Annotated in this window: 12 protein-coding genes and 2 pseudogenes; 9 read left to right on the forward strand and 5 right to left on the reverse strand. The window is 60.7% G+C overall.

Annotation, left to right across the window (positions count from 1 at the left end):
• The first annotated feature begins 333 nt into the window (after positions 1 to 333).
• From QA642_RS28290 to QA642_RS28305, 4 genes are all read left to right on the forward strand, one after another.
• Positions 334 to 825 carry a Phasin protein gene (locus QA642_RS28290; protein WP_283079777.1) on the forward strand — a complete coding sequence of 164 codons (492 nt, stop codon included), beginning with the start codon at positions 334 to 336 and terminating at the stop codon, positions 823 to 825.
• 134 nt (positions 826 to 959) lie between these two features.
• Positions 960 to 1,919, forward strand: a complete 960-nt coding sequence (locus tag QA642_RS28295) for an alpha/beta hydrolase (protein WP_283079778.1) — start codon at positions 960 to 962, stop codon at positions 1,917 to 1,919.
• Between the two features lie 287 nt (positions 1,920 to 2,206).
• Positions 2,207 to 2,362, forward strand: coding sequence for a hypothetical protein (locus QA642_RS28300; protein ID WP_283079779.1), 156 nt, complete (start codon positions 2,207 to 2,209; stop codon positions 2,360 to 2,362).
• 1,155 nt (positions 2,363 to 3,517) lie between these two features.
• Complete coding sequence (locus QA642_RS28305) at positions 3,518 to 3,757, forward strand: hypothetical protein (RefSeq protein WP_283079780.1); 240 nt, start codon at positions 3,518 to 3,520, stop codon at positions 3,755 to 3,757.
• Between the two features lie 546 nt (positions 3,758 to 4,303).
• Here the strand turns inward: QA642_RS28305 and istB are convergent.
• Both istB and istA read right to left on the reverse strand, forming a co-directional pair.
• The gene (istB, locus tag QA642_RS28310) at positions 4,304 to 5,047 is read right to left on the reverse strand and encodes an IS21-like element helper ATPase IstB (protein ID WP_271597274.1); all 744 of its coding nucleotides are present in this window, start codon (positions 5,045 to 5,047) and stop codon (positions 4,304 to 4,306) included.
• 11 nt (positions 5,048 to 5,058) lie between these two features.
• Positions 5,059 to 6,590: pseudogene (gene istA / locus QA642_RS28315) on the reverse strand (IS21 family transposase).
• A 790-nt stretch (positions 6,591 to 7,380) separates the two neighbouring features.
• On the opposite strand from istA, the gene QA642_RS28320 reads away from it, so the two are divergent.
• Complete coding sequence (locus QA642_RS28320; RefSeq protein WP_283079781.1) at positions 7,381 to 8,979, forward strand: MASE4 domain-containing protein; 1,599 nt, start codon at positions 7,381 to 7,383, stop codon at positions 8,977 to 8,979.
• Between the two features lie 522 nt (positions 8,980 to 9,501).
• Here QA642_RS28320 and QA642_RS28325 read toward each other — a convergent pair.
• The gene (locus QA642_RS28325; protein ID WP_183248066.1) at positions 9,502 to 9,828 is read right to left on the reverse strand and encodes a hypothetical protein; all 327 of its coding nucleotides are present in this window, start codon (positions 9,826 to 9,828) and stop codon (positions 9,502 to 9,504) included.
• A 476-nt stretch (positions 9,829 to 10,304) separates the two neighbouring features.
• On the opposite strand from QA642_RS28325, the gene QA642_RS28330 reads away from it, so the two are divergent.
• From QA642_RS28330 to QA642_RS28340, 3 genes are all read left to right on the forward strand, one after another.
• Positions 10,305 to 10,601, forward strand: a complete 297-nt coding sequence (locus QA642_RS28330) for a hypothetical protein (RefSeq protein ID WP_283079782.1) — start codon at positions 10,305 to 10,307, stop codon at positions 10,599 to 10,601.
• A 122-nt stretch (positions 10,602 to 10,723) separates the two neighbouring features.
• On the forward strand, positions 10,724 to 11,002 hold the full coding sequence (locus QA642_RS28335; RefSeq protein WP_283079783.1) for a DUF1488 domain-containing protein: 279 nt from the start codon (positions 10,724 to 10,726) through the stop codon (positions 11,000 to 11,002).
• An 18-nt stretch (positions 11,003 to 11,020) separates the two neighbouring features.
• Positions 11,021 to 11,440, forward strand: coding sequence for a hypothetical protein (locus tag QA642_RS28340; RefSeq protein ID WP_283079784.1), 420 nt, complete (start codon positions 11,021 to 11,023; stop codon positions 11,438 to 11,440).
• Positions 11,441 to 11,704: 264 nt separating this feature from the next.
• Here the strand turns inward: QA642_RS28340 and QA642_RS28345 are convergent.
• A pseudogene (locus QA642_RS28345) lies at positions 11,705 to 12,593 on the reverse strand (NADP-dependent oxidoreductase).
• A gap of 333 nt (positions 12,594 to 12,926) precedes the next feature.
• Positions 12,927 to 13,208 carry a hypothetical protein gene (locus QA642_RS28350; RefSeq protein WP_349253798.1) on the reverse strand — a complete coding sequence of 94 codons (282 nt, stop codon included), beginning with the start codon at positions 13,206 to 13,208 and terminating at the stop codon, positions 12,927 to 12,929.
• A gap of 375 nt (positions 13,209 to 13,583) precedes the next feature.
• Here QA642_RS28350 and QA642_RS28355 point away from each other — a divergent pair, with 375 nt between their 5' ends.
• Positions 13,584 to 13,892 carry a hypothetical protein gene (locus tag QA642_RS28355; protein WP_283079785.1) on the forward strand — a complete coding sequence of 103 codons (309 nt, stop codon included), beginning with the start codon at positions 13,584 to 13,586 and terminating at the stop codon, positions 13,890 to 13,892.
• Positions 13,893 to 14,858: the final 966 nt, after the last annotated feature.

Below are 14,858 nucleotides of genomic sequence, written 5' to 3' on the forward strand. Positions count from 1 at the left end.
TCAGGTCTCCGCAACGTTCGGCGATCAGCCATTCGTCGATGCCTCCGGCAGCTTGACGTCCGTGATGAGAACGTCGGCGATAGAACGGCGTTGGAGACTCAACGCGCGGAGGGCTGATTGTTCTCAAACTGATGCCGTTGAGCATAGATCTGGAAGATCGCTAGCTAGACGTTTGTTGGCTGGAGTTGCTACCTAAAATCATCTCGACATCGCAGAACGTGCGATTAATCTCGGTTTATGCGGAGCTCCAACAATCCACGGGTTTGGAACGCCTCATCACAATGGCTGTTGGCCTTCAGAAATGAAGTCGCCCCCCATTTTCTTGGAGTTCAGATGAGCAAACGCAAACCGGCTTCAGCGCTGAAGCGCGCCCGCAATCCTAAATTGGCCGCGCGGGCCCAACGGAACAAGCAGGCCATTGTTCGAAGCCAGAAAGAGGATTTACTTCGCTCTGTTGCGGCAGTTCCGATTGAGCCGCCTCTTGGGCTTCATGATGATCCTAAAGAGCCTCGGGTGGATGCCTTACCCGATGACCTCAGTCAGAGAATGACGGGTAGCGATCCAATGAAAGGCTTTGCTTTAGCGACCGCAAACATGCAGGCGTATCAAGCGAAGCTTCTTGAGATTGCCGGGGCCAACGCGCAATTAGCTTTTGAATTCGGCTTCAGACTTGCGTCGATCAGGTCCCCAATTGAATTTTTCGGCGTCATTACGGAGTTTACAAACAGGCGGTTCGATATGTTCGGGCAGCATTCGAAAGAACTGGCGGCATATCCGTTCTGGCGCATCAATCCGCCCCGAGAGCTCACGGCTCTGCCGGGATGATAACTGGCGGCAAAGGATGGACGCAAACTCGGATCACGCGCGCGCCGATCACCGTTGGTTGCTGTCGGCTGGGGAGCGCGGCTCACAACGAGGGAGTAGAATCAGTGCCTGCCATCGGCGAATAGGTTGACACCATGTCCACAACTGAAACCGTGCTGCTGATCGTTTTGGCCGGACTTGTCGTTCTGATCCTCGCCAACATCGCGTTTCAGGTGGCAGCGGAGCGAAACAATCCGCCGATCGGCGTCTTTACCGATTGCGACGGAGTGCGCCTTCACTACATCGAACGCGGCGATGCCGCAGCGCCTTGCGTGGTCCTGTTTCACGGAAATGGCACCATGGTTCAGGATCTCGTCCTAAGCGGTTTGGTCGACCGCCTGGCCCACAACTATCGCGTCGTTTGCTTCGACCGTCCAGGGTTCGGCTACAGCCACCGTCCGCGCACACGCATCTGGACGGCCACAAGGCAAGCTGCCTTGTTCGCGAAGGCTCTCGACCAGCTTGGGGTCCGCAACCCCGTGGTGCTTGGCCACTCCTGGGGAACGCTGGTGGCGATCGCGCTGGCGCTACGAAGCGGCTATGCCGTGAGTGGGCTGGTGCTTGTGTCGGGCTACTATTTTCCAACCGCTCGGACGGACTTTTGGCTCATGTCAGCTCCGGCACTGCCGGTGCTCGGCGATCTGATGCGCTACACTATCTCGCCGATCATATCGTGCGCCATTATGCCGAAGCTGATGCGCACCTTGTTCGCGCCGCGCGCCATCCCGCCGGAATTCAAGAACGAATTTCCGATCTCGTTGGCTCTCCGACCCAAGCAGTTGAGGGCGGCCGCCGAGGAGAGTGCGTTCCTTATTCCAGCTGCTGCACAGCTGCGGCTTCAATATCGGAGTATCCGGTGTCCAGTTAGGATCGTGCATGGAAAGGCTGACCGGCTCATCGAGGCCGACCAGTCGCGCCGCCTCCACGCGCTGTTGCCCCGCTCCCTGCTTCATCTGGTCGAGGATGCCGGTCACATGGTTACCTATGCAGATGCGGCGGGAATAGCGGATGCCGTGGTGGCGCTGGCGCCCACCGCACCGGTGAGGACCGCATAGGCTTTCTTGTTGCATTGCGGACATCGGAAGTGGTCCATCGGCGAAGTTGCGCCGTGCCTGAGGGAGGTCCGCTCATGGCGGCAGAGCGGATGGCCCACGCTGCCTAACCTGCGCCGCATTCCCCCGTTTGACTCAATCCCTCCTCGACACCCGGCAGGGCAAGACCGTCCGGCTCTACCAATGCCAGTGCGGCGAGCGCATCTGTGATGATTAGGGTGTACAGTGCGGCATGGACCGTGCCATCCTTGTAGAGCACCTAAACCAAGCCCGACGACATGCCGCGATGAGTGAGCATCACCTTGCGGCAGGAACAGCTGATCGCAGAATTGGACCAGGATGGCCTCGACACCACGGCCGCCATGAGCGTGCTCGCTACGTTGAGGCGCACGCAAGAACTGCATGAGCTGGATGTTAAGCGCCTGCTAGGCGAACTGGCAAAGTAAGCCCGCCTCAGTTGGCGCTTAGCCCACGCTGACTTCCGCATCTGGCCCATCTGCTAACTTGCGCCGTGCCCAAAGGAGGTCCTCTCATCAAGCCCAGAGCGGACCAGACTTGCTCAACCTGAGGAAGTGAGCGGACTTTTGACCATTCTCATTCCGTGCTGGGGTCGCCGTTTGTTCCCATTCCCCGGACGGCGCTGGCCTATTTCCGACCCCAGTGGCCTAGTTTGAATTGCTCGGTGGCCTGTTTTGTTTTTCTGACGCATAAAGATGCATGCCAGAATCTCATCGTCGAACCTGTCAATGCGGCGCTGTTTACAGGCGCACCGAGGCGATGGCCCCTTCGCGGGAAATCGCCAGCTTCGACTGCTCGGTTTGTGGCGCAACCATGGAATCGTGGAACACCGCTTGGGTGCCCACATATCGCTTGATAGCTGGCCCCATTCGTCTGCCTCACACCAGCAACTAGCGACAGGTTGAGGCATTAGCGAGCAGGCGGAGTCGTTCGGCAATTCGTTCACTATCGTTGAGGTGACCTCGGACGAGGTGCCATCCACAAAGCAGTTGTGGCTTGCCTTAGCCAAGCCTAGCCAGGCGTCGACATTGGTCCTCGCCGCTGTTCCCGAAGGCTGGACGGCCGAAGTTGTTCCAGCAATCCTTACGGAAAAGGAGCAAAGGTATTTCGAGGAACTAAACCTTGATCCGGGCGACGTTTATAGGATCGATACAGAGTAAGGCCGCCTTAGTTGGCGGCTTCCTTCATTTTCAGCCCACGGTGACTTCCGCTGCTGGCCCGTTCGAGAAGTCCGTCGCCTTTCGAAGGTCCGCTCCACGCCGAGAGCCGACAAGGTCACGATAGATTCGATGCTATAGAAAGCGATCAGCTCTTGTGGACGGATGGCGAAGTACCCTGCCCTTCACGCCTGCTCGCCGCGCGAGCCAATCTGTAGCTTATCACCGTAGCTATTCGCGCAAACATCGGGTCGCGTGCCGAAAATTGCAGAGTACGCAATAGTTTAACTTTAGCGCTTGGAGGAGCGGTGATCCTCGAAGCCGGCCATTCAGACGGGCCAGCGAAGACGCTCGCCATCCTGAGCACATTCTACCAAGGGCCAAGGCCCACAACGATCTCCCGATCTGATTACGAACGTGCGAGGCATGCGGGCGACGGAGCGCTTCGAGAAGGCCGAGCGCGAGGAGCATGCGCGCCGCATGCAGTACATCCTGCAGGGCTACCAGCCGCCGACCAACCAGCACGGCATCACCATCCCGATGTCGGTGGCGATGGCCACGGGCATGGTGCTTCAGCGCCGTGCGCCGCGCCGCCGAAGTGCGAGTTTTCACCCGAGGAGTAACTCTGCGTCACGAGACCAATCCAACGATCCGGGAGCGGATTAAAGGAACAGGGAATGTTGGCAAGACCGAAGAAGCCAGACGAACTCGATCAAAAGGCTCCACTTATGAGAACGACTTCCGATAGTACTGCCGGGCTTCTGGCTCAGGCCCGACCAGCATTGGTCGCCACTGTCCAAGAAACCATGACGGCTTTAAGGATTGGGCGCGCAAAACTCTACTAGCTCTTGAATGCCGGGATCCTGGAAAGCTACCTGGAAGGTTCGTCCCGCTAGATTACGTGGCGCAGCATTGAGGCGTATGTCGAGTGTCGCCTCCGCCAAGAGGCTGTGTGCGGATTCCGACGAAGTCGCCCGGGTGTACCGATATGAAGTCGCCCGGGGATTCCGAGACGATGTCGCCCACCTTTCCGATTTGATCTCGCCCGGGAGCGAGGCATTCTGGCCGATAGATTTTCTGGCATTGGGCGAGCCGGGCGGTCAACCCGGAATCGCGGCTTGAACTCTTCTGTTTCTGTTGCGGTTGCTGTGGGCATGTGGGCAACGCCTTGGCGTTGTCCAAGCGCAGCGGCATGTCCACAGGGCGACGGGCTCAGGTCTTTCGGGCGGGTTGCCGGCTTCGGCGCAGGCTCTCACCGGTGAGGTCGAGCCGATGGGCATTGTGGACGAGGCGATCGAGCACGGCGTCGGCATAGGTGGGATCTCCAATGAGCAGATGCCACTGGTCCACGGGGAGCTGGCTGGTGACGATGGTGGAGCGATGACCGTAGCGATCTTCGAGGATTTCCAGGAGGTCGTGACGGGCGCCGGCATCGAGCGGCTCGAGCCCCCAATCATCGAGGATCAGCAGATCGACCCGGCCAAGGCCGCGCAACAGGCGTGGATGGCGACCGTCGCCGCGGGCGAGCGCCAGATCGTCGAACAGGCGCGGGACGCGCTGATAGAGCACGGAGCGATTGTCGCGACAGGCCTTGTGGCCGAGCGCCGAGGCGAGCCAACTCTTGCCGACGCCGGCCGGGCCGCAGATCAGGAGATTGACGTGGTCGTCGATCCAGCGGCCCTCGACAAGCTTGGCGAACAGCGGACGGTCGAGACCGCGCGGGGTGCGGTAGTCGATGTCCTCGACGCACGCCTGCTGGCGCAGCTTGGCGTAGCGCAGGCGGGTGGCGAGCCGTTTGTCGTGCCGCAGCGAGGCTTCACGTTCGAGCAGCAGAGCAAGCCATTCGGCGTGACCGAGGCTTGCGGCCTCACCGGTGGCTTCGATGTCGGCGAAGGCCTTGGCCATGCCGTGGAGGCCGAGGGCGTTGAGGCGGTCGAGGGTCGGATGGGTGAGCAAGGGATGATCTCCTAATTGTAGTAGCGCGGTCCGCGGATGTTGGCATGCAGGATCGGCGCATCGTCCGCGGAGCGCTGGTGAGCAGGACGCCGATCGAGATTATTGGCGAGGATCGACTTGACCGAGCCATAGGTGCGCGCGCCGATGTCGATCGCCCGCGCAGCCGCGGCGTCCAGCCGTTCGCGCCCATAGGAGGCGGCGAGCCTGAGGATGCCGAGGCAGGCGCGGAAGCCTTGCTCGGGGTGCGAGCGCTCGTCGAGAATGAGGTCGCACAACGCGCTGGTCGCCGGCCCGATCGCGGCGGCGTCCTGGCGGATACGCGCGATGGTCCAGCCGGCGTAGCGCCGATGGCTGGAGGCCATGTGCTCCGGCACGGTGGTGTGTTTGTGATTGCCGCTCATGCGCTGATGCGCGGCGATCCGCTCGCCCTTGTGGAAGATCTCGACGGTGCGGGCCGTGAACCGCACCTCGACCTCGGCGCGGGCGAAGCGATGCGGAACGCTGTAGTAATGCTTCTCCACCTCGACGTGGTAATCGAGACTGACGCGGCGGATTCGCCACTCGGCGAGGACGTAGGGGACACCGGCAATGGCTTGAGCGCCGGCCGGTCGACCTCCTCGAGCAACCGGCGGCGTGTCACGCCGAGCCGTCGGATCGGCCGTTCCTCGTTCAGCCTCGTGAGCAGTTCGCCGATCGCCGCATTGACCTCGGCCAGGCTGTAGAAGGTGCGATGACGCAGGCGACCGAGCAGCCAGCGCTCGACGATGAGGACGGCCTGCTCGACCTTGGCCTTGTCGCGCGGCTTGCGCGGCCGCGCCGGCAAGATGGCGGTGCCGTAATGCGCCGCCATCTCCGCATAGGTACGATTGATCTGCGGGTCGTACAGGCTCGCCTTGATGACCGCGACCTTGGTGTTGTCGGGCACCAGCAGCGCCGGTATGCCGCCGATCGCCGCGAAGGCGCCAACATGGGCGCTGATCCAGTCGGCGAGCCCCTGCGTCCACGTCGCCTGCGCGTAGGTGAAGCTCGATGCGCCGAGCACGGCGACGAAGATCTGCGCCGTTCTGCGCTCACCGGTCAGGCGGTCGACCACCACCGGCACGCCATCGCCGGCGTAGTCGACGAACAGCTTGTCGCCAGCCACATGGGCCTGGCGCATCGTCACCGACAGACGACCCTCCCAGGCGCGGTAGAGCTCACAGAAGCGCGAGTACCGGTATCCGCCGGGCTCGGTGGCGATATATTCCTCCCACAGGATCGACAGCGTCACGTGCTTGCGTTTGAGCTCGCGGTGCACGGTCGCCCAGTCGGGCTCGGCGATGCGGCGGTGACCCTGACGGTTGCCATTGCCGGTCTTAGCGAACAGGCGAAGTTCCAGAACCGTGTCGGTGACGTCGTCTGGCAACGGCCAGCTCAAGCCCGCGGCCTCGAACCGCCGGAGCGCCAGCCGCACCGTCGAGGGTGCCGCGCCCACCCGTCGCGCAATCTCGCGGCTCGGCAGCCCGGCCGCCTTCATTCTGATCACATCGCGCACACGGCGCATCGCAAGCCTCTCCGTCGGCATCCAGGTCCCCTTCGCAAAGCCGAAAGGGTTGACCCTATGGGAGCCAGAAGAGGTCTCGTCACCCGGGCGACATCATCCCGGAATGGTGGGCGACATCATCTCGGAACGGGCGGGCGACTTCAAATCGGAATGGTGGGCGAGATCATCTCGGAATGGTGGCCGACATCGAGCGGAATCCGCAGCTGTGCGGCGGCAACAACGCGCATCTCGCGGGCTAAAGGTTGAACAGAACAGGGAAGATCAGGAGGTAGGTTAACAGCAATGCTGGACATATTTCCTGGTGCCGAGATCGGGTCTGCACCCTACTGGCGGATACTCCCTCCTCTACATTCCGTTGAATGCTTGACGTTTTTCGGCGCCCAGCGCGATTGCTACGGTTGCAATCTACGATTTGGTCTCGAAATGCGGCGCTGCGCCCGTCGCTCAAGTGAGTCACGGTAGACGTCAGCTTCAGGGTTAAAGCGGAAGTCGCTAGGCCGGCGGCCTTGGGCCGCTTTTGGACCCAAACCTGACGTCGATCTACGCGGTCAAACGAGATAGGCTGATGCTTGGGGTCTAATCGTGAACCGGGACGACCGAGTATGTTCGTCATTGGCGCACCACCACAGGAAACCTCGCCGGCCCAGCTTTTCGGAGGCGGCGACATTTCCTCAATCGTCGTCCGCCGTCCCAATGTGCAGAAATACGGTGAACTGCAGCGCGTGAGGGGAATGGCGAAGCTGCTTGGGTTTCGTGCTGCGTGTTCTAGCCGCTGCGCGGAGCCGCTGCGATGATGAAGCCGGACATCATGCCAGAGGATCAGCCTTTCACCCTTTCGACCTTACCGCCCGGGCGCGCGCAGAAACGGCTTGCCCTTGCGGTCATGCTCGTCTTCCTTGGCGCCCTTTTTATCCTCGCAGGGGGCCTCTCAAATATCCAGCTGAGGCGGATCGACTCCTTCGTCCCGGCCTACGGCATGGCGATGTTCGTGAATGACATGATCACCGCCGTCCTGCTGTTCAACCAGTTCGCCATCCTGCGCTCGTGTGCCATCCTCGCAATCTCAACCGGATATCTCTTCACAGCGCTCATGCTGGTCCCCTGGATGCTGGTCTTTCCGGGGGCGTTCGCGCCAGCTGGCCTGCTTGGCACGGGGCTACAGAGCACGGATTGGCTCAACGCTCTGAGGTACGCCGGTTTTCCTACGTTCGTCATCGCGTATACCCTCTTGAAGGGTGTCAATTCGCCTAAGCGATTATGGGAGGGCTCAGTGGGCGCGACGATTCTTTCGAGTGTTGCGATGACGTCAGCCGTTGTGTGTTCGGTGACCGTCCTTGCCATAGTGGGTGATGCATACTTACCCCGCATCATGCTCGACCCGGTCCATTTTTCTACCTTCGCGCTTTATCTTGCCGGTTGTCTAATCCTGTGGAACGCAATTGCGCTCACTTTGCTCTGGATACGCCAGCGCTCGGTGCTCGATCTGTGGCTGATGGCGGTTGTTTGTGCCTATGCAATTGAGATCTATCTCGTCTCGTATCCCGGTCTGGCCCGGTTCAGCGCCGGCTGGTATGCCGGCCGCGTCTTCGGGTTCGTATCCAGCATTCTTGTGCTCATTGTGCTGTTGCATGAGATAACGACGCTTTACGCGCAGCTGCACCGCGCGGTCCTGGCGCAGCGTCGCGAACGTGAGGCGCGGCTGATGACCGGCGATGCCGTTTCGGCATCAATTGCCCACGAAATCAAACAGCCACTCACAACGATCAAAGCCAGTGCAAACGCAGGATTGAATTGGCTTGATCGCGGCGAGCCTGAGCTCGATCGTGCCAGGGATGCTTTGCGGCGCGTTGTGACTGCAGGAGACCGTGCGGACGCCTTGGTCGAAAATATCCGGACGCATTTCAGGATGGGCGTACGGCCCCGCACTTCCCTTGATATCAACGATGTCATCCGGGGAGCCCTGACGGTCGTTGGCGACAAGCTGCGAACAAATCGGATCGCCGTTCGAGCCGACCTTAACGAACGACTGCCGAGGATAAGAGGCGAACAGATTCAGCTCCAGCAAGTGCTGGTGAATTTGATTGGGAATGCAATCGACTCCATGGCCACCGAGGATGGGGAGCGCTTGCTCTCCATAAGGTCCGAAGTCCATCAGTCCAGATATGTGATGGTGTCGGTGCAAGACACGGGGAAAGGACTCGAGCCGGGCACCGACGATCGAATATTCAACCCGATGTTCACGACCAAGGAGGACGGCATGGGCATGGGGCTGGCGATCTGCCGATCGATCATCGGGGCGCATGAAGGAGAAATATCGGTAACCCCCGATAAGGGCCCCGGCGCCATTTTTCACTTCACTGTGCCTTTCGATCCGGGCAGCGCATCCTAATTGGGGCCGGCCCCATCCGTATCATGGTCGGACGCGAGTGCTTGAGGATCTTCTGAGCCGCCTAAGTCCGACTATGGCCGCCTAAGAATGGTGTTCACAGCATGTCTGCTGTGCCCGTCTAGTTCAGACCCCGGCCTGCTCTACTATTTCAACCGGGTCCGCGGTGACCCCTAGGAAGTCAGGCTTTGGCGAGGTAGGGAATCCTTCCGGCTAAATCGGTATCATCGATCAGTTCGAAGCGGGTCTCACTCCCGAAAGCCCCGCCTGCCTTGTGCGAAACTGGTTGCAGCCTGGCCCGGCAGCACGAGCGCAGTTTGGCCGGATCTGAAATGCGTCCGAAGCGACTTGTTTCAAACCCGAAAGCTCCTAAGGCGGGCCCGTCACCCGCTGAGGGTTAAGTCAGCTTCGTCCAGACCGCTTGGTGCATGGCTGACGGCCAGCCGGTCCAATCGCCGAGCGCCAAAGTGAGAGGCCGATTCAACCGCACGTAACCTTGCAACTGTCTGCGGCGTCGGCTCGTCGCTACTTCTTCTTCGCAGGCCCGAAATCCGGCTGCCAGGCGGCTTCCTTGCGGCTTGGCGCAGCGGCGATTACTTTGGTTTTTTCCTTCTTCGGCTTCTTGGCTTCGCGATTACCACGTTGCTGGCCCTTTGCCATGTCGACCTCCTTTAGTGGCTTAAGTTCGTCGAATTCATCCGACTGCAGCACCCGTCCACGCGGGGTGCAGACCCTGACGTCCATGTAGCCTTCGCGCAGCAGTTTGCGTGCGAGGCGCAGTGCGACTGTCGCAGTGCCGCGGCCGAGATTGGAGCTGCCGTATTCGTTGGTCCCGCTGACCAGATACGGCACGCGTGTTGCCCTAACCATTGAGGACGGCGGCTCCGCAGACGAGAAGTAGAAGAAATAAGGGAACGATCACCGGCGGCACGATCCATTCCGAAAGGCGAAAACGCTGCATCGAACGCTCCTGCGAAGCCTTCGGCGGGAGCACACGTGACCCTCAGTCACCGGTCGAAGCCGTTGAGAAGTGCGGTGATGGCAGCGACCCTACGCCCCCGCTGAGCCTTTAGCGAGCGCTAAATGCGTGGTAGGCGACGGTCGAGCCACGACGAAGTCGTTTACCGCCGGATGAGGATAGTGCTGGCTATTGTCGGGCCATGGGAGCATGGTCGACCCGGTCGGCAGCGGTCGGGCTTCACTTGCGAAGGGCAAGCGTGCATGAACTTCCGCTCGCGGCGAAACCATCACGTTCGGGCATTCCTTCCGCTCCCGCGGCATCCAACGGCTTGTGCCCGCAGGGCCGAACAGGGATGCGGGTGTCACCAGTGACTGATCACACTGTCGATCTCGACAAGCATCGCGGCATGGCCGCGCAGAAAGCGACCGATTTGCGCCGAGCGCTGGCGGAGGTCGAGAACAATATGCGCGAGCTGCGTGAGCGCGAGGCCGACCTGGAGAACCGCCTGCTGACGGTGGCGGCCGCGTCATGGCCGGAGGTTGCGGCCAAAGCGCAGTATCTTCTCAACCTCTATGCTGCAAGCCTGCCCCCCGAGGACACGCGCCATCGCGCGCTTGTGGCAGCACTGTTCGACGATTTCGTCCGGTTGTCGGGGGAGGACTGAGCCGAACGAGTGTTGCCTGCATCGCGGCCCGTGCCATGCGCCCGACTGGGAAGCGCCGCCGTCGCGGGCGGTGGTTTGAGCTCGCGATAATGCCGCACGGAATCAGCCTAAAGGAGTAAGCCATGACGCTAACCAGCGGCCGCTTCATCGCCCACGAATATGACCGGATGATTGTTCGGTTCTCGATGCACGATGGAGCCAAGGAGATTCCTTGCGCGATCTCAACCTCTGCGATGGACCATCTCGAGGGCGGGCCGCAAGTCAGACCCGAGCAGCGGGAGGCCCAGTTCACCCGCCTGCGGGATCGCATCGAAGCATGTGCCGCAAGCAAATATCGCGCGACGGAGTTCGAAGGAACGCCACCCGGCATCGTGCTTCGGGGCATCGATTTCAAGTCGTAGAAACGCGTGCTTTGCCTGTTGTCCCTGGTACAGAAAGCGACGCCGACCATCCCCAAACCTGCAGTGCAGATGAACCCGAAATCGAAGAGCCGTAACAATCGCGATGCGCCGATCGGTTTTCGGCCGACGCCTCTGCTGCGAGCGGCGATCGTCAAGTGGGCGGAGCGCCAAGGCGAGCGGCTCACCTTGTCGCAAGCGGTGTGTCAGCTGGTCGAAAGCGGTCTTAAGGTAAAGGAAGCGGGCCGATCAGCGCACAGGCAAGGGCGGTGCGCCCGCAGGATGGCCGGCGAGACGATTAACCACATGATCGATTCCACCATGACTGCCGACAACAAAGCTGTGCGCAAGCGGCGCCTGCTTGACGAGCCTGAAGAGTTTAGCCGCGTTCGCGTTGACCGCCGAAAGGCAAGTCGATCTGCTGGCCGCGGCCAGCGATAACCCTATGCGAGCCAGGTTCAACATATCCAGCACCGGACCGCATACGTCGAGAGTTGGCTGGGCCAATCCCTCGCCCGACCCAGATCGCAACTTCTGCTGCTGGCCCATCGGCGAAGTTGCGCCGCCTGACGGAGGCCCGCTCATGGCGGCAGAGCGGACCAGATTTACTCAACCTGAGTTCTTCGCAGGCTGACCCCTTTCGGACATTCTCTCAACGCCCGCCGAGCTGAATAGCGCCGGCCGGCCTTGTGCAGCATGCATCGCTCACGGACGAACCCGGATGATCGTATTCCCCTTGCGCCGTCCGGTCGGGTTCAGGGCGGCGACCGCTTCGTCGAAGGTCGAGACCTTGCCGATGTTCGTCCGCAGTCGTCCGTCGCGCACCCGCTGGACGATCTCACTCAGTTGGGAACGATCGGGCTCGACGACAAAGTCGAGTGCCAGTCCGTCGGAGGGCCGCGCCTCGGCCGGCCCGACGATGGTGACCAGTATTCCTCCGGCTCGTATCAGTCCTGCGGACCTCTTCTGGATGTCACCGCCGATGACATCGAACACCACATCGACTTTGCCAACGTCTTCCAGGGGATCGTTGTCGAGGTCGACGAACTCCTTCGCGCCGAAGTCGAGCGCCGTCTGACGGTCGGCGGGGCGTCCGGAGCCGATGACGTGGGCGCCGGCCTCTCGTGCGAGTTGCGTCACCATCGAACCGACAGCGCCGGCCGCGCCGTGTGCGAGGACGCTTTGCCCCGCCCGAAGACGGCCGTGCTGGAACAGCCCTTGCCATGCGGTCAGGCCCGAGACGGGCAGGCTCGCGCCTACCGTGAAGTCGACGTCATCCGGCAGCGGCGCGAGGTTGCGTGCCTCGATCGCTATATACTCGGAGGCCGAACACCCGCTGTCCCACTGACAACCCCGTCGTGCCATATCCCAGAGCGGTGACCACTCCGGCCAGCTCGTGCCCAGGGATCGACGGTGTTCGGTCGTGCTCGAGGCGATCGGTCCACGTCGAGGGCCACGTCAGCTCGGTCGGGACAAATCCCGACGCATGAACCTGAACAACGACGTCGTTTATCGATGCCTGCGGCTCGGGCCGGTCGACCAGCTTCATGCCCGCCGTTCCCGCGGCCCGTTCCGTTACAACGATCGCCTTCATGGGAATATCTCCTCGGTCACTGTTTCTTTGGTGCAATGGGCCTGACTGATCGCCTGCCTTGCACACCCACATTCGGCCACCATCATCCTGGCTCGCGCCGTTTTCGTCCTGCCCTGACAAGGCGGTCGATCCGGGCATGGATGTCCTTCGTACGTTCGGCTGCGGCCAGTGAGCGGTGATTAGATAGCGGCCCGAGACGCGTGTTGTCCCATAGCACAAAGCGACCTTCGGCCGCTCTGATCACATAGCGTGCGTCCGCGATAGGATCGCTTATCTTTCTTTTCAATGCTGTTCTCCAACGGCAGAACGCAGGAACGTCGATCCGTTTTCACCTTACCGGTGAACAAAAATTGTCTCGATCGCTTTGCCGAGCTGCTCGATCAAGAACGGCTTTCGTAGCACGGGGCAGCAGCGGAAAGGCTCGGGCAGTGCGGGAGATACGTAGCCGGTCGTAAACAGGAACGGCTGCTGCCGTCTCTCAAGGACATGGACGATGGGTAGAATGAGCCGCCCTTTGATGCTGACATCGAGAATGGCAAGATCGAACCGAGACGACTCGGCTATGGGACGAGCGTCTTCGATGCCTCCCCGCTTCTGCCACGACGCGATGGCCAAGTTCTTCGACCGTTCCAGCGATCATCATTCGGATGAGCGCTTGCTGCGCGTTTGGGTGCACTTCACGTCAGCAATCGTGGAAAGAGTGTGCCGAGCGACGGCATGGCCTGCCCACTTGGTGGATGCAGATACTTCGGTGCCTCGCTCCTTTCGGCAGCTATCAGGCACGCAATTCGCTCGACCGCTACAGAGAGGCTACTCCGTCTCCTGTCGAACGCCTAATGAATAACGACCGCGCGTATGCATGTTGGGGTAAAGAATAACTGACAATAAGTACCAGTCCACGGTGCCTGCGCATAGCTTCACTCGCGAAGAGGGCTACCAGCCGCATCAATGCAACCTGCGATTTCGCCACCTCTTTATAGGGAGCCGCTCGTGCCGGATTCTACTGGTGGCGTGGCGTTCGAGGTCTCCAATTTTGTACACCCTGAACTTTCGGCATCGAGCCGCGTTGTTGTTCATCGCCAAACGGCGACTGAGAGACTGGTGCTCCCGCCCCCAAAAGATTGGGTTGCGAGCATGTGCGAAAAGTGCGTCGAGTTGAACGAGAAGATCACGCACTATCGCCGAATTGCAGAGGCGTTTCCGTTCGACACGCTTACAGCCGATCGTATTGCAATCGAAATCTGCAACCTTGAGCAGGCACGGGTCTCGGCGCATGCCCTTGTACCGCCCCCGAAATAAGGCCGCCTCAGCGGCGTCTTTCGAGGTCTGCGCAGGCAGCTCAAACCGTCGGATGAGCAGCTGGCGAACTTATGCAAAGCGCTCGCTTTGGCCGTAGGGTACCAGGCGGCTGAGATTGATCTCGCTAATTGGTTAGAAGACTGCTACACCGTTGGCATCACCGCGCGCTACGTGGCTGTTATCGGTGACTGAGAGCTTCGCGCTCCCGCCTCAACCCAAGAGAAGGCGGTCAGATGTCAGATTCCGACAAGTTCAACATTCGTGAGTGGCTCGTACCACCTTTGTTGGTCCCGGTCTTCCTCGTACTGCTGATCGCGGTGACGGCCATCTTATAGCGGTAAGTCCGTTCAATCACCATGCGTCAGCACTGCAAACCGGGACGCTGAGCCAGTTCAAGCCAAACGGGAGCTCAAAATGGCAAACACGGCGATCATTAGGGATGCCTACGGGGTTCCGGCAATCTTCGTTGGCTCGAAGACTGGCCGGGACGATGCGCCCTTTGTTTTTGTGAGGGTCGGAGGTGAGGAGCGCCGGATGCGTTGGTCCGAATGGGATGCTCTTCCGGCCTGGACCGGCGAGAGTCCCACCGGGGCGACCAAATAGCTATGGAGTGTTCAGCATGAGGACGGTTCGAACAGGCACATGGATCGCGGCGCTTTTGCTGGCATCGGTACTGGGCACATCCAGGCCAGCAGCTTCTGCCGCGGAGCCGAACTGCCGTGCGATCGAAAGCACCAGTGCGCGCCTCTCCTGTTACGATGCGGCATTTCCTCCAAAAGCCAGGAAGCCCACGGAAGCCGGCATCGACTAATCGTCAGGCTACAAGGATCCATTTCTCGCGGAAGAAGCCCGAACCGCCGCGAAGCTAAAGAATATTTGCCGCGGTTGCTGAGCCTTGCTTCCGAACATGCGCGCCAATTAAGAGACCTTGTAAGATGACGAACGATGCTAAAGATCGCCGAGTGG

The organism is Bradyrhizobium sp. CB2312 (genome assembly GCF_029714425.1).
Lineage (GTDB): Bacteria > Pseudomonadota > Alphaproteobacteria > Rhizobiales > Xanthobacteraceae > Bradyrhizobium.

What these genes read in the sequence shown, in the direction of transcription:
- QA642_RS28290 (WP_283079777.1), top strand. Translation starts at nt 334, where the DNA reads ATGAGCAAACGCAAACCGGCTTCAGCGCTGAAGCGCGCCCGCAATCCT.
- QA642_RS28295 (WP_283079778.1), top strand. Translation starts at nt 960, where the DNA reads ATGTCCACAACTGAAACCGTGCTGCTGATCGTTTTGGCCGGACTTGTC.
- QA642_RS28305 (WP_283079780.1), top strand. Translation starts at nt 3,518, where the DNA reads ATGCGGGCGACGGAGCGCTTCGAGAAGGCCGAGCGCGAGGAGCATGCG.
- QA642_RS28320 (WP_283079781.1), top strand. Translation starts at nt 7,381, where the DNA reads ATGATGAAGCCGGACATCATGCCAGAGGATCAGCCTTTCACCCTTTCG.
- QA642_RS28335 (WP_283079783.1), top strand. Translation starts at nt 10,724, where the DNA reads ATGACGCTAACCAGCGGCCGCTTCATCGCCCACGAATATGACCGGATG.